This window comes from Pseudoxanthomonas sp. (genome assembly GCF_035999195.1).
GTDB lineage: Bacteria > Pseudomonadota > Gammaproteobacteria > Xanthomonadales > Xanthomonadaceae > Pseudoxanthomonas_A.
This window is the reverse complement of record NZ_DASYGY010000001.1, coordinates 1-24,120: the sequence shown is the minus strand read 5'-3', so window position 1 is coordinate 24,120 and position 24,120 is coordinate 1. Positions and strand designations below refer to the sequence as shown.

Annotated in this window: 15 protein-coding genes, 5 tRNA genes and 1 pseudogene; 2 read left to right on the top strand and 19 right to left on the bottom strand. The window is 68.9% G+C overall.

Annotated elements, in window-relative coordinates; all coding sequences use genetic code 11:
- Positions 1-73: 73 nt before the first annotated feature.
- The 4 genes from VGN58_RS00105 to VGN58_RS00090 all read right to left on the bottom strand — a co-directional run bounded on the left by VGN58_RS00105 (position 74) and on the right by VGN58_RS00090 (position 9,843).
- The gene (locus tag VGN58_RS00105) at positions 74-4,969 is read right to left on the bottom strand and encodes an alpha-2-macroglobulin (protein WP_327480587.1); all 4,896 of its coding nucleotides are present in this window, start codon (positions 4,967-4,969) and stop codon (positions 74-76) included.
- A 135-nt stretch (positions 4,970-5,104) separates the two neighbouring features.
- Positions 5,105-7,795 (bottom strand): DNA gyrase subunit A, encoded by a 2,691-nt coding sequence (gyrA, locus tag VGN58_RS00100; RefSeq protein WP_327480414.1) that lies wholly within the window; start codon positions 7,793-7,795, stop codon positions 5,105-5,107.
- 290 nt (positions 7,796-8,085) lie between these two features.
- Positions 8,086-8,160: transfer RNA gene (locus VGN58_RS00095), tRNA-Val, on the bottom strand.
- Positions 8,161-8,220: 60 nt separating this feature from the next.
- Positions 8,221-9,843 (bottom strand): FMN-binding glutamate synthase family protein, encoded by a 1,623-nt coding sequence (locus VGN58_RS00090; RefSeq protein WP_327480412.1) that lies wholly within the window; start codon positions 9,841-9,843, stop codon positions 8,221-8,223.
- 158 nt (positions 9,844-10,001) lie between these two features.
- Here VGN58_RS00090 and VGN58_RS00085 point away from each other — a divergent pair, with 158 nt between their 5' ends.
- Positions 10,002-10,148 carry a hypothetical protein gene (locus VGN58_RS00085; RefSeq protein WP_327480410.1) on the top strand — a complete coding sequence of 49 codons (147 nt, stop codon included), beginning with the start codon at positions 10,002-10,004 and terminating at the stop codon, positions 10,146-10,148.
- A 16-nt stretch (positions 10,149-10,164) separates the two neighbouring features.
- Here VGN58_RS00085 and VGN58_RS00080 read toward each other — a convergent pair.
- From VGN58_RS00080 to VGN58_RS00010, 15 genes and pseudogenes are all read right to left on the bottom strand, one after another.
- Positions 10,165-10,251: transfer RNA gene (locus VGN58_RS00080), tRNA-Leu, on the bottom strand.
- Between the two features lie 111 nt (positions 10,252-10,362).
- Positions 10,363-10,438: transfer RNA gene (locus tag VGN58_RS00075), tRNA-Gly, on the bottom strand.
- A 31-nt stretch (positions 10,439-10,469) separates the two neighbouring features.
- A tRNA-Cys gene (locus VGN58_RS00070) sits at positions 10,470-10,543 on the bottom strand.
- Between the two features lie 123 nt (positions 10,544-10,666).
- Positions 10,667-10,742 (bottom strand) — tRNA-Gly (locus tag VGN58_RS00065).
- Positions 10,733-11,380, bottom strand: coding sequence for a CDP-diacylglycerol--glycerol-3-phosphate 3-phosphatidyltransferase (gene pgsA, locus VGN58_RS00060; protein WP_327480408.1), 648 nt, complete (start codon positions 11,378-11,380; stop codon positions 10,733-10,735). Before pgsA ends, VGN58_RS00065 begins: the two co-directional genes overlap by 10 nt.
- Before the next feature lie 7 nt (positions 11,381-11,387).
- A complete protein-coding gene (gene uvrC / locus VGN58_RS00055) occupies positions 11,388-13,235 on the bottom strand; it encodes an excinuclease ABC subunit UvrC (protein WP_327480406.1) in 1,848 nt (615 codons plus the stop codon).
- Positions 13,232-14,647 (bottom strand): hypothetical protein, encoded by a 1,416-nt coding sequence (locus tag VGN58_RS00050; protein ID WP_327480404.1) that lies wholly within the window; start codon positions 14,645-14,647, stop codon positions 13,232-13,234. The genes uvrC and VGN58_RS00050 overlap by 4 nt, the downstream gene beginning before the upstream one ends.
- 31 nt (positions 14,648-14,678) lie before the next feature.
- Positions 14,679-15,143 (bottom strand): low molecular weight protein-tyrosine-phosphatase, encoded by a 465-nt coding sequence (locus VGN58_RS00045; protein WP_327480402.1) that lies wholly within the window; start codon positions 15,141-15,143, stop codon positions 14,679-14,681.
- Positions 15,140-15,901, bottom strand: a complete 762-nt coding sequence (gene kdsB / locus VGN58_RS00040; protein ID WP_327480400.1) for a 3-deoxy-manno-octulosonate cytidylyltransferase — start codon at positions 15,899-15,901, stop codon at positions 15,140-15,142. Before kdsB ends, VGN58_RS00045 begins: the two co-directional genes overlap by 4 nt.
- 31 nt (positions 15,902-15,932) lie before the next feature.
- Positions 15,933-16,949 carry a tetraacyldisaccharide 4'-kinase gene (gene lpxK, locus VGN58_RS00035; RefSeq protein ID WP_327480398.1) on the bottom strand — a complete coding sequence of 339 codons (1,017 nt, stop codon included), beginning with the start codon at positions 16,947-16,949 and terminating at the stop codon, positions 15,933-15,935.
- Complete coding sequence (msbA, locus tag VGN58_RS00030) at positions 16,946-18,658, bottom strand: lipid A export permease/ATP-binding protein MsbA (RefSeq protein WP_327480585.1); 1,713 nt, start codon at positions 18,656-18,658, stop codon at positions 16,946-16,948. Before msbA ends, lpxK begins: the two co-directional genes overlap by 4 nt.
- Before the next feature lie 38 nt (positions 18,659-18,696).
- A complete protein-coding gene (locus tag VGN58_RS00025) occupies positions 18,697-19,119 on the bottom strand; it encodes a biopolymer transporter ExbD (RefSeq protein WP_327480396.1) in 423 nt (140 codons plus the stop codon).
- Between the two features lie 9 nt (positions 19,120-19,128).
- A complete protein-coding gene (locus tag VGN58_RS00020) occupies positions 19,129-19,794 on the bottom strand; it encodes a MotA/TolQ/ExbB proton channel family protein (RefSeq protein ID WP_327480394.1) in 666 nt (221 codons plus the stop codon).
- Positions 19,688-22,115 (bottom strand): annotated as a pseudogene (locus VGN58_RS00015) (DNA internalization-related competence protein ComEC/Rec2); the annotation flags it as partial. The gene VGN58_RS00020 and the pseudogene VGN58_RS00015, both read right to left, overlap by 107 nt.
- 70 nt (positions 22,116-22,185) lie before the next feature.
- Complete coding sequence (locus tag VGN58_RS00010) at positions 22,186-23,193, bottom strand: integron integrase (protein ID WP_327480392.1); 1,008 nt, start codon at positions 23,191-23,193, stop codon at positions 22,186-22,188.
- A gap of 170 nt (positions 23,194-23,363) precedes the next feature.
- Here VGN58_RS00010 and VGN58_RS00005 point away from each other — a divergent pair, with 170 nt between their 5' ends.
- Positions 23,364-23,693 (top strand): hypothetical protein, encoded by a 330-nt coding sequence (locus VGN58_RS00005; RefSeq protein WP_327480390.1) that lies wholly within the window; start codon positions 23,364-23,366, stop codon positions 23,691-23,693.
- Positions 23,694-24,120: the final 427 nt, after the last annotated feature.

Genomic DNA, 24,120 nt, shown 5'->3' with positions numbered 1-24,120 from the left:
GTCGCGACTCATGTCGCTCCCACGGCACCCTGGGATGTTGCCCTCCTCCCCGCGCGCGGGGAGAAGGAATGGACTACGGCTGCACCACCGTGATCGTCGCCGGCGACGCCCTGCCGACACCGCGGATGTCCGGACGGTACATGTCCTCCACCAGCGACGGCGGCACGGTGTATGTGCCCGGGGTCACCGCGCGGACCAGGTAGAACAGCTTGGCGGTACCGCGGCGCTCCAGCTTCAGCGCGGCCACGTAGCGGTCGTCGCGGAACTCCTCGTGCTTGACGTCCGCCGCGCTGCCGCGGTCGCTGATCGCGATGCCGTCGACCACGACCTCGGCCCATTGCTTGGCGTCGCCGAGATTGAAGTTCTCGATTTCCAGGCCCGCCGGCAGCAGGTCGGTGAACAGCGCATCGGGGATCGCGACGTTGGCGGTGATGCCGACCCGCACGATCAGCGCCTCGCCCTCCTTCAGCGTGCCGCCCTTCCACTCCTGGCCATCGGTCGTGTAGTAGCGGCGCTCGATGCCGATCTGGCGGTCGTCCGGCGCCGGTGCGCTGCGCGGAATGCCGGCCACGTCCAGCGAGGCGTACAGCGGCGGCGAACCTTCCGGCGTGAATCGCAGGCCACGTGCGAGCGTTGCGTGATCGACGCTGCGGCCGAACAGGCGGACCGGCGCAATCGCCTCGGCGTCTCCACCGATGCTCCACTGGCCGGACACCAGCTTCTTCTGGTCCACCATCAACGCCTTGCCCAGACGGGCCAGCGCGACCTGCTCCTGCGTACTCAGCCACATCCAGCCGCTGTTGCGGCGGGCATCCAGCTCGCGGCCCAGCGAGATCGCACGGCGGTCGTACTCCGGCTTGGCCAGCTTGCGCTCGTGCACCAGAGCGATCATCAGCGCATCATCGCGCAGCTTGGTGCCGTAATCGCCCAGGTACTCCGGACGGTCGCCGGTCTTGGCGAAGCCTTCGGCGATCGCCTTCGCGCCGCGCGTCTTGTCGCCCTGCAGCGACAGCGCGATGCCCAGATGCACCAGCGGCAGGCCGGTGAGGGTCTTGCCGCGCTCGTTGTCGTACAGCGCGCGCAGCGTGCCCAGCGGGGCACGGTTGACGCGCGCGAGCACGTAACCGGCGTAGGCCTGGTTGGCGAACTTGAGGTGGTCGCGCCGGTCGTAACCGTAGAACTGCGCGCCGCCGGCCAGCAGGTCCTCGCTCAGGCGGGTCAGTGCCTTCTGCAGCACCGCGTCCGGCACGGCGAAGCCGCCTTCGCGCGCGTCCAGCAGGAACTCGGCGATGTACGGCGTCAGGCCCGGGTTGATGTAGTCGTCGTTGCCCCACATCGAGAAGTGGCCGTTCGCCACCTGCATCGATGCCAGCCGTCCGAACGCGCCTTCCATGCGCTCGCGACGCTTCTTCACTTCCAGTCCGTCGATGCCCAGCAGCTTGGCGGTGGCGTCGTCGAGTTCCAGCGCCGCGTAACCCTTGCTGGTGGTCTGCTCGGCGCACCCGTACGGATACTCCAGCGCGCCCTTCAGCGCACTGGCGAACGGAATCGGCGGCAACGCACTGACGGTCATGCGCGCGGTCACCGAACCCGGCATCAGTCCGTCGGCGAAGCCCGCCCCCATCTCCACGGGCACCAGGCTGTCCAGCACCTGCGTGCGCGAGCGCAGCACCGCCGGCCAGCCCGCGCGCACCGGCACGTCGTAGCGACGGTCGACCCTGAAGCCGTTGCCCTCCACGCGCACGCGCACCTGCGCGGTGGTGTAGCCCTCGCCCGCGGTGATCGGGAACGTCAGCGTGCGCTTGGCGTCCACCGACAGGTCGGCGGTCCTGCTGCCTTCGCCGATACTGAGCGGGCCTTCGCCGTTCACCAGTACCTTGAAGGCGCCCGCCTTGCCGGTGAAGTTCTGCACGTCCAGCGTCACCGTGCTCCTGTCGCCCGGCGCCAGCACGCGCGGCAGGCTGGCTTCGGCCACGATGGGCGCGCGCACGACGGTCTCGCGATCACGGTTGCCGTAGCGCGTGTCGGAATAGACCAGCGCCGACACGCGCAGCGTGCCGTTGAAGTCCGGCACCTTGAGCGCGACGCGTGCATTGCCCTTGCCGTCCAGTCTTACCGGACCGGAGAACAGGTCGACCGTCTGCACGCGCGAGGTCGGCCGCTTCGCCTGCGGCAGGGCCGACAGCGCCATGTCGCCGCCGAAGCGCATCTTCGCGCTGCCGCCCTCGAAGCTCTCGATCACGCGTCCATAGATGTCGTACGCGTCCACGCCCAGCCTGCGCTGCGCGAAGAACTGCGCGTTGGCATCCGGCACCGGGAAGCGGGTGATGTTGAGGATGCCCACGTCCACGGCGGACACGGTGACGTGCGCCATCTTGCCGGCGAGTTCGGGAACGCTGACGGTGACCGGCAGGTTCTGCTCCGGCCGCATCTGCTTCGGCACGGACAGACCGACGGCAACGCGGCGGTCGCGACGGTCCATCGGCACGTGCGCCACGCCCACGGCGCGTGCCGGCGTGATCTTGCTGGGCGCCGAGCCGCCACGGAACACCAGTGCGGTGACGTAGACGTCGTGGCGCTCCCAGTCCTTGGTCACCGGAATGGAGAACGTGCTGCCGGGCTTGGCGTCGATCGCCTGCACGTACAGCATGCGGTCGCTCTCGACCATCAGCAGGCCCTTGCCGGCATGCGGCGGGGTGACCGTGACGTTCAGCGTGTCGCCGGCCTTGTAGCCGGTCCTGTCCAGCGCCAGCTTGACCTTGTCGGGGCGCGCATCCAGCCCGCGGTTCTGGTCGTCCCAGCTCCAGCCGGCGCGGAACGGATAGCGCGTGGTCAGGCCGGTCGCGGGATCGAACACGTCCAACCGGTACTCGCCCCACTCCACCGGGAAGTCGATCTTCGACGCGCCCGTACCGACATCCAGCGTGCGCGTCTCCTTGTTCTCGAAGCGGCGGGTGAAGTCGTAGTCCCAGCCGCCGTCGTCGGAATGGTTCCAGTGGTAGTCGCGCAGTTCACGCACCAGCGTCGCCTTCAGTCCCTTGCCGGGCTTCGGCTTGCCGGCGGCGTCCATGCGCACGACCTCGAAGCCGGCATTCGCGTTGGCATCCGCGCCGTCCTTGTCGTCGAAGAGCGGACGGACGCCGACCAGCGCGTCGGCCGGCCACAGCACGCGCTTGAGCGTGCGGTTGACCGTGCGTCCGCCGGTCTCGTAGACGCTGCCGGAGACGATGGCGGCGATGGGACTGCGCGGCTTGGCTTCCGCCGGCAGCGCGATGTCCTCTTCCAGCACCCCGGTCTCGCCGAGCGTGGTGTCGATGACATCCTTGGCCTCCTTCGGCAGTTCCATCGTCGGGTCGCCGAAGAAGTAACCGGGCAACTGCTCCAGCGGATGCTGTTCCACCGCCACCGCCAGCTTGGCGGTGAAGCGGTTGCCGCTGGCCGGCGCGCCGTACAGGTAGGCGGCCGTCGCCTTGAGCTTGAGCGGCTGGCCCGGCTTGAGCACCGGCGCGGCGTCCAGGTCCAGCTTCATGCGCTCGGGCAGGAATTCCTCGATGCGCAGCGTCATGCCCTGCACCGCCTCCTTGCTGGCCGGGTCGGTGCGGAACTCCACCTGCCAGCGACCCGTCGGCGCTTCCGCCGGGATCGCCTGCTCGAAGCTGAAATAGCCCTGCGCGCCCGGCTGCAGGCGCGTCTCGCGGAACACCTTGCCGTCGGGCTGCTTCAGGCGCAGGAACACGGGCTGGCCGCCGCCCTGCTTGGGCGCCGGCACCGGCTTGCCGTCGTTGTCGCGCAGCAGGGCGGAGATGCGGACGGTCTCGCCAGGCCGGTACAGGTCGCGTCCCGACCAGGCGAAGACGTCGAACCACGCCTGCTCGCGGCCGGCGACAGCGAACTCCGACAGATCCAGCGCCGGCTGGTTGAACGGCAGCATCGACACGTCCTTGCCGCGCGTGGCCACCAGCACGTGACCGGCGTCCAGCGTGTAGTTCAGCAGCGCATTGCCGTTGCCGTCGGTCTTGCCGGCCAGGATGGCTTCGCCACGGGCATCGAGCACCTTCAGTTCGACGCCGCCGGTGGCCGAGCCGTCCTGCAGCGAGGCGGTGTGGACGAACAGCGTGTCCTTGTACGCGCGCGTGTGCAGACCGATGTCGCTGACGGTGAAGAAGGCGGTCTCGAACTCGCCGGCGAACTTGCCCGTTCGCTTCATCACGGCGAAGTACAAACCGGGGTCCTGCAGCTCGCGGATGTCCTGGATGGGCAGGTAGGTCAGCACGCGTTCGTTGGGCTTGCCGCCCAGCACGAAGCGGTTGAGGTAGACCGGCTCGGCCAGCTTGCCCAGCGGCGTGCTGTCGCCGTAGTCGCTGTCCAGGTCCCAGCTGCCGCGACGACCGCCGCGCTGGTACTCGGCGAAGAACTTGGGCAGCTGCTTCTCGGTGACGCGCAGGAACTCCACGTCCACTTCCGGCACGTTGATCGACACCACCGGCAGGCCCCGGCTCTCGCGCGCCGGCAGCACGCTGCCCTGCGAGGCGAAGCCGACCGCGGGTTCCAGCTCGCCGGTGTGGACCTTGCGCGTGTCGTCCTTGCCCAGGCGCGTGCCATCGGCGGCGGACAGGCCGGCCTTCAGGGTGACCTCGTAATCCTTGGCCGCTTCAACCGACGGGAAGCGCAGCACCAGACCCTTGTCGTCCAGCACCCAGCTGCCTTTCACCGCCGCGCCGTTGGCGTCCTTCACCACCAGCAGCGTGTCGAAATCCTGCGAACTCACCAGCGGACGGCTGAACTCCAGCGCGATGGCGAGATCGCCGTCATGCTGGTCGGGATAGGCGCCGACCAGGGCGAAGCCTTCCACCTTGGCGGCCTGTGCCTTGATGGGCTCGCCGCTCGCTTCGGGCAATTGCCCGGACTCGTTGCGCTTGCAGCCGGCCAGGGCCGTCGCTGCCAGCAGGCCAATAAAAAACGCGCGCATCCAGCGGCTGCGCGCGTTGTTGCCGTTCCCGTCTACCGATCCCATCTGCCATTCCCTGCCGTGGTCGTACCGGCAGTATAGAACGCGACAACGAAAGCGGCGGGGTCATTCCCGCACGCCTTCGATGATTGGGCATCAGGCCTCGGGCGGCGAGTCCGTCGCCTCGGGTGTCGTGGCGACCACGCCGGGTACGCCCTCCGCGCCTTCGTCGTCGTCCAGCGACGCGTCCAGACGCTCCACCGCCTGCAGGGTCTCGCCATCGGCCAGGCGGATCAGGGTGACGCCCTGGGTGTTGCGGCCCACCTGCGAGATTTCCGCCGCGCGCGTGCGCACCAGCGTGCCGCCGTCGGAGATCAGCAGCACCTCGTGGTGGTCGGAGAGCTGGATGGCACCGACCAGGCGGCCGTTACGTTCGGTGGTCTTCAACGCGATGACGCCGCGGGTGCCGCGGCCCTTGCGCGGATAGTCGGCCACCGGCGTGCGCTTGCCGTAGCCGCGCTCGCTCGCGGTCAGGATGTCGCCTTCGCCATCGACCACCACCAGGCTGACCACTTCGGAGCCGGTGTCGGCGATGACCGCCGCGCCCTCGCCGTCGCCCGCCTCGCCCTCGTCCTGCTCGCCCTCGACGTCCGCGTCCGCGCCTTCGGCCAGGCGCATGCCGCGCACGCCGGTGGCGGTACGGCCCATCGCGCGCACCAGCGACTCGGAGAAGCGCACGGCGCGGCCGTTGGACGCGAACAGCATGATGTCGCGCTCGCCGTCGGTCAGGGCCACGCCGACCAGCGCGTCGCCTTCGTCCAGGTTGATCGCGATCTTGCCGCGCGCCAGCTTGAACGCGAATTCGGTGAGCGGCGTCTTCTTGACGGTGCCGTTCTTCGTGGCGAAGAAGACGAACTTGCCCTCCTCGTAATCGCGCACGGGCACCACGGCCTGGACCTTCTCGCCCGGTTCCAGCGGGATCCAGTTGATGATCGGACGGCCGCGCGCATTGGAGCCGGCCTCGGGCAGCTGGTACACCGGCAGCCAGAACACTTTGCCGCTGCTGGTGAAGGTGAGCAGCGTGTCGTGCGTGTTGACCAGCCACAGCTGGTCGATGAAATCCTCTTCCTTGGTCGCCGCCGCGCTGCGGCCGCGGCCGCCGCGCTTCTGCGCGCGGTAGGCGCTGGCCGGCTGGCGCTTGGCGTAACCGGCGTGCGACAGCGTGACCACCATGTCTTCCGGCGCGATCAGGTCCAGGATGTCCAGGTCTTCTTCGCTGTGGCGGATCTCGCTGCGACGCTCGTCGCCGAACTCGGCCTTGACGTTCAGCAGTTCGTCGCGGATCACCTGCAGCAGCACGTCCGGGTTCTCGAGGATGCGGATCAGGCCGGCGATGGTCTCCAGCAGCTGGCGGTATTCCTCGGTCAGCTTTTCCTGCTCCAGGCCGGTCAGGCGGTGCAGGCGCATTTCCAGGATCTGCGTGGCCTGCGCCTCGCTGAGCTGGTAGCGGCCGTCGACGAAACCGATCGCGGCCGGCAGGTCTTCCGGGCGCGACGCTTCGGCGCCGGCAGCGGCGAGCAGCGAGCCGACCAGGCCCGGCTCCCAGGTCTTGGCCAGCATGCGCTCGCGCGCTTCCTGCGGGTTGGCCGAGGTCTTGATCAGCTCGATCATCTCGTCGATGTTGGCGAGCGCGACCGTCAGGCCTTCCAGGATGTGGGCGCGGTTGCGCGCCTTGCGCAGTTCGAAGATGGTCCGGCGGGTCACCACTTCGCGGCGGTGGCGCACGAACGCTTCCAGCATCTGCTTCAGGTTGAGCAGCTGCGGACGGCCGTCGACCAGCGCCACCATGTTGATGCCGAATACCGATTCCATCGGCGTCTGCAGGTACAGGTTGTTGAGGACGACCTCGGCCGATTCGCCGCGCTTGACCTCGATGTAGATGCGCATGCCGTCCTTGTCGGACTCGTCGCGCAGCTCGCTGATTCCCTCGAGCTTCTTCTCCTTCACCAGCTCGGCGATCTTCTCGATCAGCCGCGCCTTGTTCACCTGGTACGGGATCTCGGTGACGATGATCGATTCGCGGCCGTTGTCGTCGTTGACCTCGATGTCGGCCTTGGCGCGCATGCGCACGCGGCCGCGGCCCGTGCGGTAGCCGGCGATGATGCCGGCAGTACCGTTGATGATGCCGCCGGTGGGGAAATCCGGGCCGGGGATGTACTGCATCAGGCCATCGACATCCAGTTCCGGATTGTCGATCAGCGCGATCAGGCCGTTGACCACCTCCGACAGGTTGTGCGGCGGGATGTTGGTGGCCATGCCCACCGCGATGCCGGCCGACCCGTTGACCAGCAGGTTCGGAAAGCGCGTCGGCAGGACCGTCGGCTCCTGTTCCTTCTCGTCGTAGTTGGGCTGGAAATCGACGGTTTCCTTGTCGATGTCGGCCAGCAGCTCGTGGGTGAGCCGGGCCATGCGCGCTTCGGTGTAACGCATGGCGGCGGCGGAGTCGCCATCGACCGAACCGAAGTTGCCCTGGCCGTCGACCAGCATGTAGCGCAGCGAGAACGGCTGCGCCATGCGCACCAGCGTGTCGTAGACCGACTGGTCGCCGTGCGGGTGGTACTTACCGATCACGTCACCGACGATGCGGGCGGACTTCACGTGCGGCTTGTTGGCGTGGTTGCCCAGTTCGTTCATCGCGAACAGGACGCGCCGGTGGACAGGCTTCAGGCCGTCGCGGACATCCGGAAGCGCGCGCCCCACGATCACGCTCATCGCGTAATCGAGATAGCTGCGGCGCATCTCGTCTTCGAGGTTGACGGGGATGATTTCCTTGGCGGTATCGGCCATTCGGGTTCCGTGTTTCTCAGGTTGTCTCGGGCCGGAATCGCGGCCAAAACGGACCTAGCCGGCGTGGGCCGGCGAGGCAGCGACAGGCGGGGATTCCGGCGGGTTCTGCAGCGCGCCGAGTGTACCACAGCGGACCCGGTGACCGGGCCGTTTCGGCCCGAGAAACAAGCACTTATGCCATCGATCGGAACCCGCGACCGATGACGGTGCGCATCACCGCCGGCCGCTCTACGGGCCCCCGGCCTCCGGACGCGAAAAAGCCCGGCCAAGGCCGGGCTTTTCGCTGGAACTGGTGGGCGGTACAAGGTTCGAACTTGTGACCCCTGCCGTGTGAAAGCAGTGCTCTACCGCTGAGCTAACCGCCCGAAATCGTCGGGGCGCGAATCATAGCCGCGGACCGGGGCAGCGGTCAACGCACCGCCCGGTCACCGGTCCTTGGTATCGCACAGCGAACTGACCCGGCGCGGCGGCGCGAAGCAGTCGCTGCGCGCATCCGGCCAGAAGTCGCGGAACACCGCATGCGTCGGCGTGCCGTGCAGCAGCTCGCCCGGTGCCAGGAACTTGTACAGCGCCGCCAGCGAACGCACCTCGATCGGCGACACCCGCCGCAGGATGTGCTCCGGCCCCAACTGCTGCGGATGCTCCAGCCCCGCCGCGCACAGCATGTCGCGCAGCGCCTTGAGCGTGTTGTCGTGGAACTGCTGCACGCGCACCGACTTGTCGGCCACGTCCAGGTGTTTCCAGCGCCTGGGATCCTGCGTGGCGACGCCGGTCGGGCAGCGGTCGTTGTGGCAGCTCTGCGCCTGGATGCAGCCCAGGGCGAACATGAAACCGCGGCCCGCATTGCACCAGTCGGCACCCATCGCCATGGTGCGGGCGATGTCGAAGCCGCTGATGATCCGGCCGGCCGCGCCGATGCGGATGCGGATGCGCAGGTTCAGCCCGACCAGCGTGTTGTGGACCAGCAGCAGCGCTTCGTGCATCGGCACGCCCACGTGGTCGATGAACTCGGCCGGCGCGGCACCCGTGCCGCCCTCCGCACCGTCCACCACGATGAAATCCGGCAGCAGCCCGGTCTCGTGCATGGCCTTGGCGATGCCGAACCATTCCCACGGGTGCCCGATCGCCAGCTTGAAGCCGGTCGGCTTGCCGCCCGACAGTTCCCGCAGCCGTGCGATGAACTGCAGCAGTTCCACTGGCGTGGAAAATGCGGAGTGCTTCGCCGGCGACACGCAGTCGTGCCCCATCGGCACGCCACGGGTGGCGGCGATCTCGGCGCTGACCTTCGCCGCCGGCAGTACACCGCCGTGCCCCGGCTTGGCGCCCTGGGACAGCTTCAGTTCGATCATCTTCACCTGCGGCGACTGCGCGTTCTCGACGAAGCGCGCTTCGCTGAAGCGACCCTGCTCGTCGCGGCAACCGAAGTAGCCGGAGCCGATTTCCCAGACCAGGTCGCCGCCCTTCTCGCGGTGGTAGGCCGAGATCGAGCCCTCGCCGGTGTCGTGGTAGAAGTTGCCGCGCCGCGCACCTTCGTTGAGTGCGCGCACCGCGTTGGCCGAAAGCGAGCCGAAGCTCATCGCCGAGATGTTGAACACGCTGGCCGAGTACGGCTGTGCGGTGTTCGCACCGATCACCACGCGAAAGTCGTGCGAATCCACGTGCGTCGGCGCCATCGAGTGGTTGATCCACTCGTAGTCCACGCCATACACATTCTGCTGGCTGCCGAACGGCACCACGTCGCTGACGCCCTTCGCGCGCTGGTACACCAGCGCACGCTGCTGCCGCGAGAACGGCACCTCCGCCGTATCGCCTTCGATGAAGTACTGGCGGATCTCCGGCCCGACCGATTCCAGCCCGTAGCGGAAGTGCGCCAGCACCGGATAGTTGCGGCGCAGCGTGCTGCGGGTCTGGAGCATGTCCCACGTTCCGAGCAATGCCAGCGCGCCGAACACCGCGACACCCCACCACGCCGCCGGCCACGCCAGCGCCAACCACATCGAGGCAAGGGCCAGCGCGATGCTGCTGGCATAGGCAAGGTAACGCTGCATCGGCGGCAGTCTCCCGTGGGCCAGCGTCGATTCTAAGCGATGCGCTGCGGCGGCATGCCGCAGGCGCCAAGGCGCGCGACGGCAGGGTTGATCCGGATCAATGCCCGCGATGCGGCACGGTGCGACGGTGGCGCCACCACCACCGGAGAGAACACCACATGCATCCGATCCTGCGCGAGATCCTCATGGAACCCGTCGGCTGGCTGGCCATCGGCGGCAGCATCGTCATGGTGGGGGTCGGCGTCTTCGTGGCGCTGTTCGTGCGCCGCAAGGTGCGCGAGGAAGAGGGAAAGCCGAAGCGCTGAAGCGGCAACGCGGGGGTGGTGCCCGGAGCCGGAATCGAACCGGCATGGCCTTGCGGCCGGCGGATTTTAAGTCCGATGCGTCTACCAGTTTCGCCATCCGGGCCCGGGGATAGCCTGCCTCAGTCGTGCGCCCTTGGAAAGCGGCGCCGTCCTCCATGCGGAAACGGCGAAGCCCCGCGAGCGGGACTTCGTGCGTGCTCGCGAGGAGCGTGTATGGAGCGGGAAAAGGGACTCGAACCCTCGACCCCGACCTTGGCAAGGTCGTGCTCTACCAACTGAGCTATTCCCGCATTGGCGATGCGCGCATCACCGGTCTTGCTGTGGAGGCCTCGAGCGGAATCGAACCGCTGTAAACGGATTTGCAATCCGGTGCATCACCACTCTGCCACGAGGCCCAACCTGTACCGACATCTGCCACCGCGCCAGACTGGCGCAATCAGGACGCGTTTTCAAGACGCCCTACAACACAAAACCCCGCGAACGGGGTTTGGTGGACCGTCCCTCTCAGGACGAAAAACTGGAGCGGGAAAAGGGACTCGAACCCTCGACCCCGACCTTGGCAAGGTCGTGCTCTACCAACTGAGCTATTCCCGCGTCGAGAGAGACGAAATTGTAGCGTCTTGTTTGGGCATGTCAACAGGCTTCTTGTCGCCGTCGCGCAGGATCGGCCACGCCGCGAGCAGGTACTGGATGCCGGACCACAGCGTCAGCAACGCCGCGATGGCGAGCAACCAGTCGCCCAGCACGAACACCCAGCGCCCCATCCAGATGTCGGCCAGCGTCTGCTTGCCGGGCGTGGAGGCGTAGAGCAGGCAGGACAGCGCCACCATCTGCACGATGGTCTTGATCTTGCCCAGCGCGGCAACCTTCACCGTGGCGCGCTGGCCCAGTTCCGCCATCCATTCGCGCAACGCGGACACCGCGATCTCGCGTCCCACGATGACCGCGGCCCAGATCGCCATCCACATGGTGGGGTTGTCCTGCACGATCAGGAACAGCGACACCGCCACCATCAGCTTGTCGGCCACCGGGTCGAGGAACGCGCCGAACGCGGAATACAGGTGGTAGCGACGCGCGATCCAGCCGTCCAGCCAGTCGGTGACCGCCGCCAGCACGAAGATGAAGGCCGCCGCGAAATTGGTCCACGAATACGGCAGGTAAAACACCAGCACCAGCACCGGGATCAGCACGATCCGCAGCAGCGTGAGCCAGGTGGGAACGGTCAACGTCATCGCAGGCTTACTCGTTTCCTGCCTCGGGGGACGGCAGCCCGTGCAGGTTAGCGTAGATTCGCTCGGCCAGTGCGGCGTTCACACCATCGACGCGGGCGATCTCGTCGGCACCAGCCGCCTTCAGGCCCGCCAGTCCGCCGAAGTGCTTGAGCAGGCTCGCGCGTCGGCGCGGGCCGATGCCGGGGATGTCCTCCAGCTTGCTGGTCATGCGTGCCTTCTGCCGCTTGCCGCGATGGCCGGTGATGGCGAACCGGTGCGCTTCGTCGCGCACCTGCTGGATCAGCTGCAGCGCCGGCGACGCCGCGCCCGGCCGCAGTTCACGGCCATCGGGCAGGACCAGCGTTTCGTGGCCGGCCCGGCGCTCGACGCCCTTGGCCACGCCGACCAGGGTCACGCCATCCACGCCCAGGTCCGCCAGCGCGGCCTGTGCCTGCGCGAGTTGCCCCGCGCCACCGTCGATCAGCAGCACGTCGGGCAACACGCCGCCCTCCTCCACCGCGCGCCGGAAACGCCGTTCGATCGCCTGGTGCATGGCGGCGAAGTCGTCGCCCGGCGTGATGCCGGTGATGTTGTAGCGGCGGTACTGCGAGCGCACGGCACCGTTGGCGTCGAACACCACGCACGATGCCACGGTCGCCTCGCCCATGGTATGGCTGATGTCGAAGCACTCGATGCGCCTGGCCACCTCGGGCAGGCCCAGCAGTTCCTTCAACGCCTGGCTGCGCGCCGTCTGTGCATTGCGGCTGCCCAGTTCGGTGACCAGGGCGATCTCGGCGTTGCGCTTCGCCAGGTCAAGATAGCCGGCACGCTCGCTGCGGACGCTCCACTTCAGCTGGACCTTCCGCCCTGCGGCTGCGGTCAGGGCATGTTCGATCAGTTCGGCTTCGGGAATCTCGCGGTCCAGCACGATTTCCTGCGGCGCCGGCTGTTCGGCGTAGTACTGCGACACGAAGGCGCCCAGGACTTCTTCGGCCGAATCCTCGCCGTTGGTCTTGGGGAAGAAGGTGCGCGTGCCCAGGTTGCGGCCGTCGCGGAACGCGAGCAGCAGCACGCAGGCCTGGCTGCCCTGCATCGCGCAGGCCAGCACGTCGAGGTCGGCGGCGTGGCCGTCCACGTACTGGCGCGCCTGCAGCGTGCGGATCGACGCCACCAGGTCGCGCAGCCGCGCGGCCTGCTCAAACTCCAGGTTCGCGGCGGCCTGTTCCATCGCGCTGCCGAGTTCGCGCGTCAGCTCGTCGCTGCGCCCGTCCAGGAACAGCGAGGCACGCCGTACCGCCTCCGTGTAATCCGCCTCCGACACCAGCCCCACGCACGGCGCGCTGCAGCGCCCGATCTGGTACTGCAGGCACGGCCGCGACCGGTTGCGGAACACGCTGTCCTCGCAGTTGCGGATGCGGAAGAGCTTCTGCATCAGGTTCAGCGTCTCGCGCACGGCGCCGGCCCCGGGATACGGGCCGAAGTACCGGCCCGGCACGGCGCGCGCACCGCGATGGAAGGCGATCCGCGGCCATTCCTCGCGGGTGAGCAGCACGTAGGGGTAGCTCTTGTCGTCGCGCAGCAGCACGTTGTAGCGCGGCGTCAGCGACTTGATCAGCTGGTTCTCCAGCAGCAGCGCCTCGGCCTCGGTGCGGGTGACCGTCACGTCCATCCGCGCCACCTGCGACAGCATCGACAGGATGCGTGGCGATTTCGGCGAGCTGGTGAAATAACTTCCCACGCGCTTGCGCAGGGCGCCAGCCTTGCCGACGTACAGCAGCGCGTCGTCGGCGGCGTACATGCGGTACACGCCTGGCGCGGTGCTCAGCCCGGCCGCGAAGGCCTTGCCGTCGAATGCCGCCTGGGGACTGCCGCTCATTCGTCGATCGGAACGTGGCTCAGTTCGCCGGTCGCGATATCGTAGCGCAGCACCGCGTGGGCATCGGTCTCGGCGATCCACACCGCACCCGCGGCCACCGACAGGCCGGCCGGACCGTGCAGCGTGCGCGACAACGCGACGGTGGTCAGCTCTCCGCCACCCAGACGCAGCGTGCGCAGCGTGCCGTTGCCGGTGTCGGCGATCCACATGACCGGGGAATCGGGGCTCAGCGCCACCGCCTGCGGATGCTGCAAGCGGGCACGGTCGCGCGGACCGTCGGCATCGCCGAAACTCCAGGCGCCCTGTCCGAGCAGGGTCTGCACCACGTCGCCACGCAGTTGCAGCGAACGCACCGCCGAACCGACCGCATCGCACACGTAGAGCGTCTGCAGCGTGGTGGCCAGGCTGGCCGGCTGCGCGAACGCCGCCATCGGACCGGCACCGTCGCGGACGTCGAGATGCCCGGCGCCGGCCCGTGCGCGGATCTCGCGTGTGCCCAGGTCGTAGCTCCAGACCCGGTTGTCGCCGGCCATCGCCAGGAAGATCTGGTTGTTGTTGACCACCAGCGCCTGCGGCTGGTTGAGCGCCACGTCACGCGGGGCGCCGACCACACCCTCGGTCGGTTCGCCCGCACGGCCGTTGCCGCACAGCGTGTCCACCGTGCTGGTCGGCAGGTTGACACGGCGCAGGGCGTGGTTTCCGGTGTCCGCCACGTAAAGGGATTCGCGCACCAGCGCCAGGCCCTGCGGGCGGCGGAAGGCCGCATGGTTCAGCTCGCCGTCGGCGAAATCCGGCGTGCCCATGCCGAACTGCCGGATCACCCGGCCATGATGATTGCACTCCAGCACGCGATGGTGGCCGCTGTCGGCGACGAACAGGCGGTCGGGTGTGGCGACCAGCCCGGTCGGGAAGCACAGCGGCATGCGGGGTTCCGGATGCATCTCGCGGAACGCGCCCAGGTCGTCGTCCGGCGGCTCGTGCAGGCCGTCGCACAGGCGCGCCACCTGCCGCTCCAAGTCCGCCAGTCCCTCGGCACCGGGCGCGCGGTGCTGCACGTTGCCTTCACCGTCGATCAGCAGCACCGTCGGCCAGCAGTCCACCCCGAAGCGCTGCCACGCCACCCAGTCGGCATCGTGCGCCAGCGGCAGCGCCAGCCCGTGCCGGCGCAGGCGCTTCAACGCAGCCCGCGGATCGCGTTCGCTGTCGAAACGCGGCACGTGGATGACCAGCGCCTGCAGCCGACCGACGTAGCGGGCCTGCAGCATCGCCAGGTCGTTGAGCCGCTGCGCGCACCACGCGGACGCGCTGTTGACGAAGGCCAGCGCGACGATGCGTCCCCGCTGCTCGTGCAGCGTGGTCGCGGGCGCGTTGAGCCATTGCAGGCCGCGCGGCAGTTCGGGTGCCAGAGTCATGTGCGTCATCCTCCCTGATTATGCCCCAATCTCAACCGGCGACGAGCCGCGCCACGACCGCCTGTGCGGCCGAATCGACCAGTCGCCAGACCCGCGCGAAGTCCTCCGGTCCGCCCGTGTAAGGGTCGGGAATCTCGCCGTCGGCCTGCACGCCCGCCCAGTCCAGCAGCAGCGCCACCCGGTCGCGTCGCGCCGACGGCGCGATGCGCAGGACATCGCGGATATTGGCGCGGTCGGCGCACAGGATCCAGTCGAACGCGTCGAAATCCTCCCTCGTCAACTGGCGCGCCCGCTGCCCACCGATATCGACGCCCTGCCCCCGCGCACATGCGATGGCACGCCGGTCCGGCGGTTCGCCGGCATGCCAGCCCCCGGTGCCCGCCGAGTCCACGTGCACGCGCCCGGCCAGCGGCGAAGACGCCAGCCGCGCCCGCAGCGCGCCTTCGGCCATCGGCGAGCGGCAGATGTTGCCCAGGCAGACCACCAGCAGCTTCATGCCTGCGCCTGCAGGATCGCCTCGGCGCGGGCCAGGTCCTCGGGCGTGTCGACGCCCGGCGGGAACGGTTCCGGCGTCAACGCCACGGCGATGCGGTGGCCGGCTTCCAGCACCCGCAACTGTTCCAGCGATTCCACCTGCTCCAGTCGTCCCGGCGGCAAGGCGGAGAACCGGCGCAGGAACCCGGCCCGGTACGCATAGATGCCGATATGCCGCAGCCACTGTCCCGGTGGCAGCACGTCGCGCGACTGCGCGAACGCGTCGCGGTGCCACGGGATCGGCGCGCGGCTGAAGTACAGCGCGTCGCCGTTCGCGGCACGCACCAGCTTGACGGCGTTGGGATCGAACAGCGTGGCCGCGTCCTCCACGGGCACGGCCAGCGTCGCCATGGCCGCGCCACTGGCCGCCAGCGTCTCGGCGACGGCGCGGATGCCGGCCGGGGGCGCGAACGGTTCGTCGCCCTGCAGGTTCACCACCAGCGTATCGTCGGGCCAGCCGGCGATGTCCGCGCACTCGGCCAGGCGGTCGCTGCCGGACGCATGCCGTTCGGAGGTCATCGCCACCTGCACGCCGGTGCCCTGCAGGACCTCGCGGATCCGTGCGTCGTCGGTGGCCACCCACACCTCGCGCGCACCGGCGGCGAGGGCCCGGCGCGCCACGTGCACCACCAGCGGCGTGCCGCCCAGCAGCCGCAACGGCTTGCCGGGCAGGCGGGAGGCGGCGTAGCGGGCGGGAATGGCGACGATGAAATCGGTCATCGGTGTCCGGATCCTGAGTGACGGGGGAGCACTACGTCGAGGCGGCACTCGTGGACGACCCCAGCTTCTCCAGCAAGGCGATCCAGAACGCCTCCGGCAGCTTCGCCGCGACCGGCACGCTGTAGAACCAGGCATTGGCGAAGGCGACGCACTTCACCGCGTCCTTCTCGGTCATCAACACGGGCAGCTCGCTGCCGAACGCGAAATCCCCGGCCTGGTAATCGTGGTGGTCGGCGAACGCGTGCGGCACCACGCCGAGACCCCTGGCGCGCAGCATGGCGAAGAAACGGCCCGGGTTGCCGATGCCGGCGACCGCATGCACGCGCTGGCCCGCGAACGCCGACAGCGGCTTCGGCCGGCCGCCGCGCAACGGCAGCGCATCGTCGGCCTGCAGGTGCATCGGCCATTCGCCGAACTGCGCGGCATCGCCGGCGTCAGGCAGGTTGACCACGCGGAAGTCGCATATCGCCGCGCGCGCCGCGGGCTCGCGCAGCGGGCCGGCCGGCATCAGTCGGCCGTTGCCGTAGCGGCGCGCACCGTCGATCACTTCGATCTCCACATCGCGCCGCAGGCGGTAGTGCTGCAGACCGTCGTCGCAGATGACCACGTCGCAACCCGCCGCAACCAGGGCTTTCGCCGCCGCCACGCGGTCGCGATCCACGCGCACGCGGGTACCGGTCTGGCGCGCGATCAGCACCGGTTCGTCGCCGCCGTCGGCGGGCGGCGTGGCCGCATCCACCCAGCGCGCCTGCCCCCCGTCGCGGCGACCATAGCCCCGGCTGGCCACGCCCGGCTTGAAGCCGGCCGCACGCAGGCGCTCCACCAGCGCGATGGTCAGCGGCGTCTTGCCGGTGCCGCCGGCGGTGATGTTGCCCACCACGATGACCGGCACGCCAAGGCGATGCGCACGCAGCAGGCCGACGCCATACAGGAGCCGGCGCAGCGCGACCAGCGTGCCGTACACCCCGGCCAGCATGCGCGTCCACCAAGGCACGGGCCCCTCGCCGAACCAGTACCCGGGAGGCTGCGGCATCGCACGTTTGCTCACCCGGCCTCGCCCTCGCGGAACTGCATCTGGTACAGGTGGGCGTACAGTCCGCCGCGTGCGAGCAGTTCGGCATGCGTGCCCTGCTCGACCAGCCGCCCCTGGTCCAGCACCAGCACCTGGTCGGCATGCTCGATGGTGGACAGGCGATGCGCGATGACCAGCGTGGTGCGGTCGGGCATCAGCTTCTGCAGGGCGTTCTGCACCAGGCGTTCGGATTCGTTGTCGAGCGCCGCGGTCGCCTCGTCGAGGATCAGGATCGGCGCGTCCTTCAGCATCGCGCGCGCGATCGCCAGGCGCTGGCGCTGGCCGCCGGACAGGCGGCCGCCCTTGTTGCCGATCGGCGCCTGCAGCCCTTCCGGCATCTCGCTGACGAACTCCATGGCATTGGCGCCGCGTACGGCCTCTTCCATCGCCACCGCTTCCGCGCCCTGCAGTTCGCCGTAGGCGACGTTGGCGGCCACCGTGCCGTCGAACAGCATTACCTGCTGCCCCACCAGGGCGACCTGCCGGCGTAGGTCGGCCAGCCGGTAGTCCTGCAACGGATGCCCGTCCAGCAGGATCTGGCCCGACTCGTATTCGTAGAAGCGCGGGATCAGCTTGATCAGGGTCGACTTGCCGCTGCCGGAACGGCCGACGATCGCGGTGACGGTCCCCGGGCGGGCGGTGAAGCTGATGCCCTCCAGCGCCGGCCGGCTCTGGCCGGGATAACGGGTGGTGATGTCGCGGAACTCCAGCAGGCCCCGCGCGCGTTCGAGCGGACGCGTGCCCGTGTCCTTCTCGTCGTCGGCATCCAGCACGGAGAACAGGCGCTGCGCCGACGCGACGCCCCGCTGCAGCATGTTCTGCACGTTGGTCAGCTGCTTGAGCGCCGGGATGATCGCCATCATCGAGATCATCAGCGTGACGAAACCGCCCGCCGTCAGCCGCCCCGCCATCGCCTCGCGGCCGGCGAAGAACAGCAGCAGCGCCAGGCCGATGGAGCCCATCAGCTGCACCATCGCCGAGGAGATGCTACGCGTGGCTTCCACTTTCATCGCCAGCCTGAGGTTGGCGTTGGCCAGGCTTTCATAGCGTGCCAGTTCGCTGCCCTGCGCGCCGTAGACCTTCACTTCCTGCTGGTTGGACAGGGTCTGGTCGGCGGCCTGCATCATCTCGGCGCCGCTTTCCTGGATGCGGTGGCTGATGCGCCGGTAGCGCTTGGCCACCTTGTCCATGATCCACGCCAGCGGCGGCGCCATGATCAGGATCGCCAGCGTGACCTGCCAGCTGGTCCAGAACATCACCACCAGTGCGGCGATGATCTGCAGCACCTGCTGCAGCATCACCTTCATCGCATCGACGGCGGCCTGCGCCATCTGGTCGGCGTCGGAGCCCAGCCGCACCAGCATCGCCGGCACCGGCTCGGTGTCGAAGCGCAGCCCGGGCAGCCGCAGGTACTTGCCCAGCACGTTGACCCGGACATCGCGCGCGATGCTGCGTGCCGCCTTGCCCATGCCCATGTCGGTCACGTAGCCGGCGATGCCGCGGATCACGAACAGCCCGACGATCGCCAGCGGCAACAGCAGGCTCTTGGCCCTGTCGCGGTCGATGAAGGTCTCGTTGACCACCGGCTCCATCAGCTTGCTGAAGGCGCCGCCCGCCGCTGCTTCGATCAGCATGCCCAGGCCGGCCAGCACCAGCAGCATGCGATACGGACGCGCGAACCCCATCAGCCGCCTGTAGACCTGCCACGGCGATTCCGTTCCGCTCACCGCGGCGCCTCCGGCGCGGTGGCGATGTTGATCCTGCGGAAGCCGAGCTGGCCCAGCGCATCCAGCGCGGTCACCACCGACTGGTGCGGGGTGCGGGCGTCGGCGCGCAGCAGGACCGGGCGGGTGCGGTCCGTGCCGGCCACCTGCTGCAGGGTCTGCTTGAGCGCATCGATATCCGGGCGCAGCACTTCCTGTTCGTCGACGAAGTAGCGCCCGTCGGCATTGACCAGCACGCTGAGCGCCTTGACCTGCGCGGCCACCGGTTCGCCGGTGGCGCTGGGCAGCTGCAGTTGCAGCATCGAGCGGGTGTCGAAGGTGGTGGTGATGACGAAGAAGATGATCAGCACCAGGATCACGTCGATCAACGGCACCAGGTTGATCTCGGGTTCTTCCTGCGAGCGGTCGTCGCGGATACGCATGCGCCGGCCTCAGGCGCTGGTCGGCGCCGCGACCGGCGCGACCGTGCCGGCCGGGCGTGCGGCGGGACGCGGATGACGGGCTTCCAGCGCATCGACCAGCGCCGTGGCCTCCTTCTCCATCTCCATCACGTAACCGGTGACCTTGCCGCGGAAGTAGCGGTGGAACAGCAACGCCGGGATGGCCACGATCATGCCGGCCGCCGCGCACACCAGCGCCTTGCCGATGCCGCCGGCCAGCGCATTGACATCGCCGAGGCCGCTGTCCTGGATGCCCAGGAACATCTGGATCATGCCGACCACGGTGCCCAGCAGGCCCAGCAGCGGACCGGCCGAGGCGATGCTGCCCAGCGCATTGAGGAACTTCTCCATGCGGTGCACCACGTGGCGCCCGGTGTCCTCGATGCGCTCGCGGATCTGGTCGCGCGGCTTGTTGCGGACGTCCAGCGCCGCCGCCAGCACTTCACCCAGCGGCGAGTTGCGCCGCAGGGACTCGATGTGGGCCGGTTCCAGCTGGCCACGTCCGGCCCAGGCGCGGACTTCCTCGCCCAGGCCGGGCGGCAGGATCTCCTTGCGCCGCAGGGACCAGAACCGTTCCACCACGATGGCCAGGGCCAGCACGCCGAGCAGCAGCAGCGGGATCATCGGCCAACCGCCGGCCTTCACCAGTTCCAGCACGTTCAGTCCTCCGGCGCATCGGGCCGTTCGTCTTCCAGCCGATAGGATAGCCCACCGGCCCGCTGGCGCCGTACGGCGTCCCACCAGTGCGCACGGTCGTGACGCCGCTCACGCACCTGCAGGCCCTCGGCGCCCAGCCACGCGTGCAGGGCACCGCCGCTCTGGGTATCCAGCACCTCCGCACCCTGCCGACGCCAGCGCGCCACCACCTCGGCGCGCGGATGGCCGAAGCGATTGCCCGCGCCGCTGGCGTTCAGCACCAGGCGCGGCGAGGTCGCGGCCACGAAGGCGGGATCGGAAGACCCGGCACTGCCGTGGTGCGGCAGCACGACCACCTCCGAGCGCAGGGCCGCCGCATCGCGGTGGACCAGTCCCCGCTCGACGATGGCGCCGATGTCTCCCGGCAGCAGCAGGTCGCCATGGGGACTGTCCACCTTCAACACGCAGCTGGCCTCGTTGCCCAGGTAGGGGAAGTACAGGCCGGGGTGCAGGAAACGGAAACGCACGCCATCCCAGGTCCATGACGCACCCGCGATGCAGGCCGCGCGGGCGTCCACCGGACTGCCGGGTGGTGCCAGCACGGTGCGTACCGGCAGGCTGTCGCGCACCGCATCGACGCCGCCGGCGTGGTCGTTGTCGCCATGGCTGACCACCAGCGCGTCGAGGCGGGGCACGCCGAGTGCGCGCAGCGCCGGCACCACGGCACGCTCGCCGGCATCGAAGCCCTCCTCCACCGCCGGCCCCGCATCGAACAGCAACGCGTGGTTCGCCGTGCGCACCAGCGTGGACAGCCCCTGCCCCACGTCGATCACCACCAGTTCCACTTCGCCGGCGCGGGGCCGTTCGCGGTCTGGCCACAGCAGCGGCAGCCACAGCAGCAACGCCAACGGTTTCCCCGGAACACCGCGCGGCAGCAGCAGCCAGAAGCCACCCGCCAGCGCCAGCCACAACGCCCACGCCGGACTCTCGGGCAACCACCACAGCGAATACGGATGCGCCGCGACGCGCTCGAACACCTGCCAGCTCGGCGCGAAGTAGGCCGACGCCGCCCGCCAGGCCCACGCGCCGGCGCCCGAATGGACCGCCTCGAGTCCCGTGCCCAGCAGCGACAGTGGCACGATGACCAGACTCCACCACGGGATCGCCAGCAGATTCGCCACCGGACCGGCCAGCGATGCCTGCCCGAACAGCACCGCCGTGAACGGCAACAGCCCGACGGTCGCGACGGCCTGCGCCGGCAGGAACGCCTTCGCCCAGTGCATCGATGCCGGCAGGCACCAAGCCAGCCAGGCCACGCCGCCGAAGCTCAGCCAGAAGCCGGCGGCCAGCAGCGACAGCGGATCGACCACCAGCACGGCCAGCATGGCCAGCGCCAGCGTGTCCACCACCCTGACATGGCGTCTCGACACCCGCGCCACCACGACCACCGCGATCATCAGTACGGTGCGCACCGTCGGCAGGGCGAATCCGGCCACCGCCGCATACGCCACCGCGCCCAGCAAGGCCGCCGCGCCCGCCGCCTGCGGACGCGGCACGCGGCGCGCGATTGTCGGGCACAGCCACCACACCGCCCCGACCAGCAGTGCGCACGCACCGGCCACCATGCCGACGTGGAACCCGGAAATCGCGATCAGATGCGTCAGGCCGGTGGCCCGCAGCACCTGCCAGTCCGCGTCGTCGAGGCCGCGCGTGTCGCCCAGGGCCAGCGCCTGCACGAAGCGCGCATGCCGATCGGGCACTCCCTGGGCGATCCGCGCCGCCATGCGGCTTCGCCACGCATCGATGCCCCGCCCCGACGACAGCCGGCGCGCGCGCGTCGCGTCGCGCACATAACCGGTCGCGCTGATCCGCTGCGCCGCCGCGTAACGCTCGGTGGGCACGCCGCCGGGATTGGCCAGACCACGCGGCGCACGCACGCGGATCCGGAACTGCCACCGCTCGCCCGCGCCCACCTGCACGCGCGGCCCGGGCTCGGTGGCACCGAACTCGTCGTACCACGCCAGCCGCAGCACGCGTCCCCGCAGCGGCGCCGGCTGTTCCGTCGCATCGTCGACACGGAACAGGAACCGCGTCCGACGCGCCTGCGGCTCGGGCAAGCCCACCACCTGCCCCCTGACCACCACCTCGCGACCTTCCCACGACACCGGCAACTGCACGCCCATGCTCCAGGTGGCATGCAGTCCCGCCCACGCCGCCCCCGCAAGCACCGCACCTATCCAGCGCCAGCGGCACGCGGTCCACCACAGTGCCAGCCCGGCGGCCAGCAACAGCCACAGCACGAGCGCCGCCGGCAACGCCGGTTGCCACAGCATCGCCACCATGCCGGACAACAGCGCGGCCACGCAGGCCAGCCCCAATGGAGCCGGCCCGTCCCTCCGACGCGGCTCCACGTCAGCGATCCAGCGGACTGAGCACGGCGCCCGCGCCGCGGTTCAGGACATGTGTATAGATCTGCGTCGTGGCGACATCCTTGTGCCCGAGCAGTTCCTGCACCGTGCGGATGTCGTAACCGCTTTCGATCAGATGGGTGGCGAACGAATGCCGCAGCGTATGCGCGGTCACCGGCTTGGCAAGGCCAGCCGCGATCCGGGCGCGCTTCAGGGCGCGAGACAGCATCGCCTCGTCCACGTGGTGACGCCGCCAGCGTCCGTCGCGGGGATCCAGACTGATGTTGCGCGCAGGGAACACGTACTGCCATCCGAATTCGCGCGCCGCCGAAGGATACTTGCGCGAGAGCGCATGCGGCAGCCAGACCTCGCCGACGCCGCGCTGCAGATCCTGCGCGTGCAGCACCCGCACCCGCTCGATCTCCGCTTTCAGCACCGGCACCAACGATCCCGGCAACACCGTCCGCCTGTCCTTTCCGCCCTTGCCTTCGCGCACGGTCAGTTCGCGTCGCTCGAAGTCCACGTCCTTCACGCGCAGGCGCACGCCTTCCATCAAGCGCATGCCGGTTCCGTAAAGCAGTTGCGCCAGCACCGCCATGCGCCCCTCCATGTGGACCAGCAGCGCCCGCACCTCCGACTGCGACAGCACGGTGGGCAGCCGCAGGGGGCGCTTCGCCCTGACGACATCGTCCATCCACGCCAGCTTGACGCCCAGCACATCGCGATAGAGGAACAGGATCGCCGCGAGCGCCTGGTTCTGCGTGCTGGCCGCCACCCGGCCCTCGACCGCCAGCCCGGTCAGGAACGCCTCCACGTGTACGGCGCCCAGCTCGCGCGGATCCCGCCCCGGATGCGCCAACAGGAATCGCCTGATCCACCCCAGGTACGCGCGTTCCGTACGCAGGCTGTAGTGCGCCACCCGCATCCGACGCATCGACGCCTCCAGCAGCGCCTCCACCCGGTCGCCGCCCTCATCCCCCGATATCACCCCAACCCACGGCTGATAATCCATGAACACACATCCCTGCGAATAACGCGTCCACCCTCGCGCCACGCACTGCGCCACGCCATCAGGCAAGGCATTGACGTCACATAGGAAATCCCTGATTGACGCCCCTCCGCCAAGGTTCAATACTCGGTGTTATCACCCCATGCTTGGGGTCTACTAGGTGTTAGGCCTTGATGGAAACGTTCGTGGGCATCGTATTCCTGCTTTCCGCGCTCGCGGTGCTGCCTGCATTCGCGGCATCCATCCATTGCTCTAGCCGCTTAAACAGCTACCTGCGGCAAAGGCACCCGAGCACCTGGGCCGAGATCGCGCCAGACTCACTCTCCGAGCCCTCCCTTTCCGCTCCGGCGACCAGATTCGTCACACAGCGTGCCTATCGAGAGATCGACGACGCTCAACTCAATGCGCTAGGAGATAGCTGCTTTCGGCTACTCTACGTTGCGGCCACAATCTTCTTGGTCTTCGTGCTTTCCGGGCTGACTTATGGTGCACTCAAGGCCTAACAATTCATTCAAGCCGAACCCGCTTCGCGGGTCGGCTTAATTCTGGTGTTATGCGTGGGTTGGCGTATTGATGTTGTCGGCCTCGGTGTTGCACTGACCTCGGCTGCGTCACCGGCTTCGGCGCTGGTCGCTCGCTGACTCATCCGGACCACTGGCAGTTCCGCACTTCGCTTCACTCAGCTTCGGGCGCATCGCGTTCGTGCCGCTCGGCAAAGGATGGCTTCATGACCTTCGGACTTGCGGCACTGTCGGCTTCGGTCTTTGCTGGCCTCGACCCGCTACGTGCTGGCGGATGCTTTGTCCGTGCTCCCTGGCTTTCCGGACCCGTTGCGAGTCGCGGGCTTCGGGTTTACCTTGGCGCGCATAACAATTCATTCAAGCCGAACCCGCTTCGCGGGTCGGCTTAATTCTGGTGTTATGCGTGGGT

Bases quoted from the DNA above. Each gene is read 5' to 3' on its own strand.
- VGN58_RS00105 (WP_327480587.1), bottom strand. From the start codon at position 4,969: ATGCGCGCGTTTTTTATTGGCCTGCTGGCAGCGACGGCCCTGGCCGGC.
- gyrA (WP_327480414.1), bottom strand. From the start codon at position 7,795: ATGGCCGATACCGCCAAGGAAATCATCCCCGTCAACCTCGAAGACGAG.
- VGN58_RS00090 (WP_327480412.1), bottom strand. From the start codon at position 9,843: ATGCAGCGTTACCTTGCCTATGCCAGCAGCATCGCGCTGGCCCTTGCC.
- VGN58_RS00085 (WP_327480410.1), top strand. From the start codon at position 10,002: ATGCATCCGATCCTGCGCGAGATCCTCATGGAACCCGTCGGCTGGCTG.
- pgsA (WP_327480408.1), bottom strand. From the start codon at position 11,380: ATGACGTTGACCGTTCCCACCTGGCTCACGCTGCTGCGGATCGTGCTG.
- uvrC (WP_327480406.1), bottom strand. From the start codon at position 13,235: ATGAGCGGCAGTCCCCAGGCGGCATTCGACGGCAAGGCCTTCGCGGCC.
- VGN58_RS00050 (WP_327480404.1), bottom strand. From the start codon at position 14,647: ATGACTCTGGCACCCGAACTGCCGCGCGGCCTGCAATGGCTCAACGCG.
- VGN58_RS00045 (WP_327480402.1), bottom strand. From the start codon at position 15,143: ATGAAGCTGCTGGTGGTCTGCCTGGGCAACATCTGCCGCTCGCCGATG.
- kdsB (WP_327480400.1), bottom strand. From the start codon at position 15,901: ATGACCGATTTCATCGTCGCCATTCCCGCCCGCTACGCCGCCTCCCGC.
- msbA (WP_327480585.1), bottom strand. From the start codon at position 18,658: ATGGGGTTCGCGCGTCCGTATCGCATGCTGCTGGTGCTGGCCGGCCTG.
- VGN58_RS00025 (WP_327480396.1), bottom strand. From the start codon at position 19,119: ATGCGTATCCGCGACGACCGCTCGCAGGAAGAACCCGAGATCAACCTG.
- VGN58_RS00010 (WP_327480392.1), bottom strand. From the start codon at position 23,193: ATGGATTATCAGCCGTGGGTTGGGGTGATATCGGGGGATGAGGGCGGC.
- VGN58_RS00005 (WP_327480390.1), top strand. From the start codon at position 23,364: ATGGAAACGTTCGTGGGCATCGTATTCCTGCTTTCCGCGCTCGCGGTG.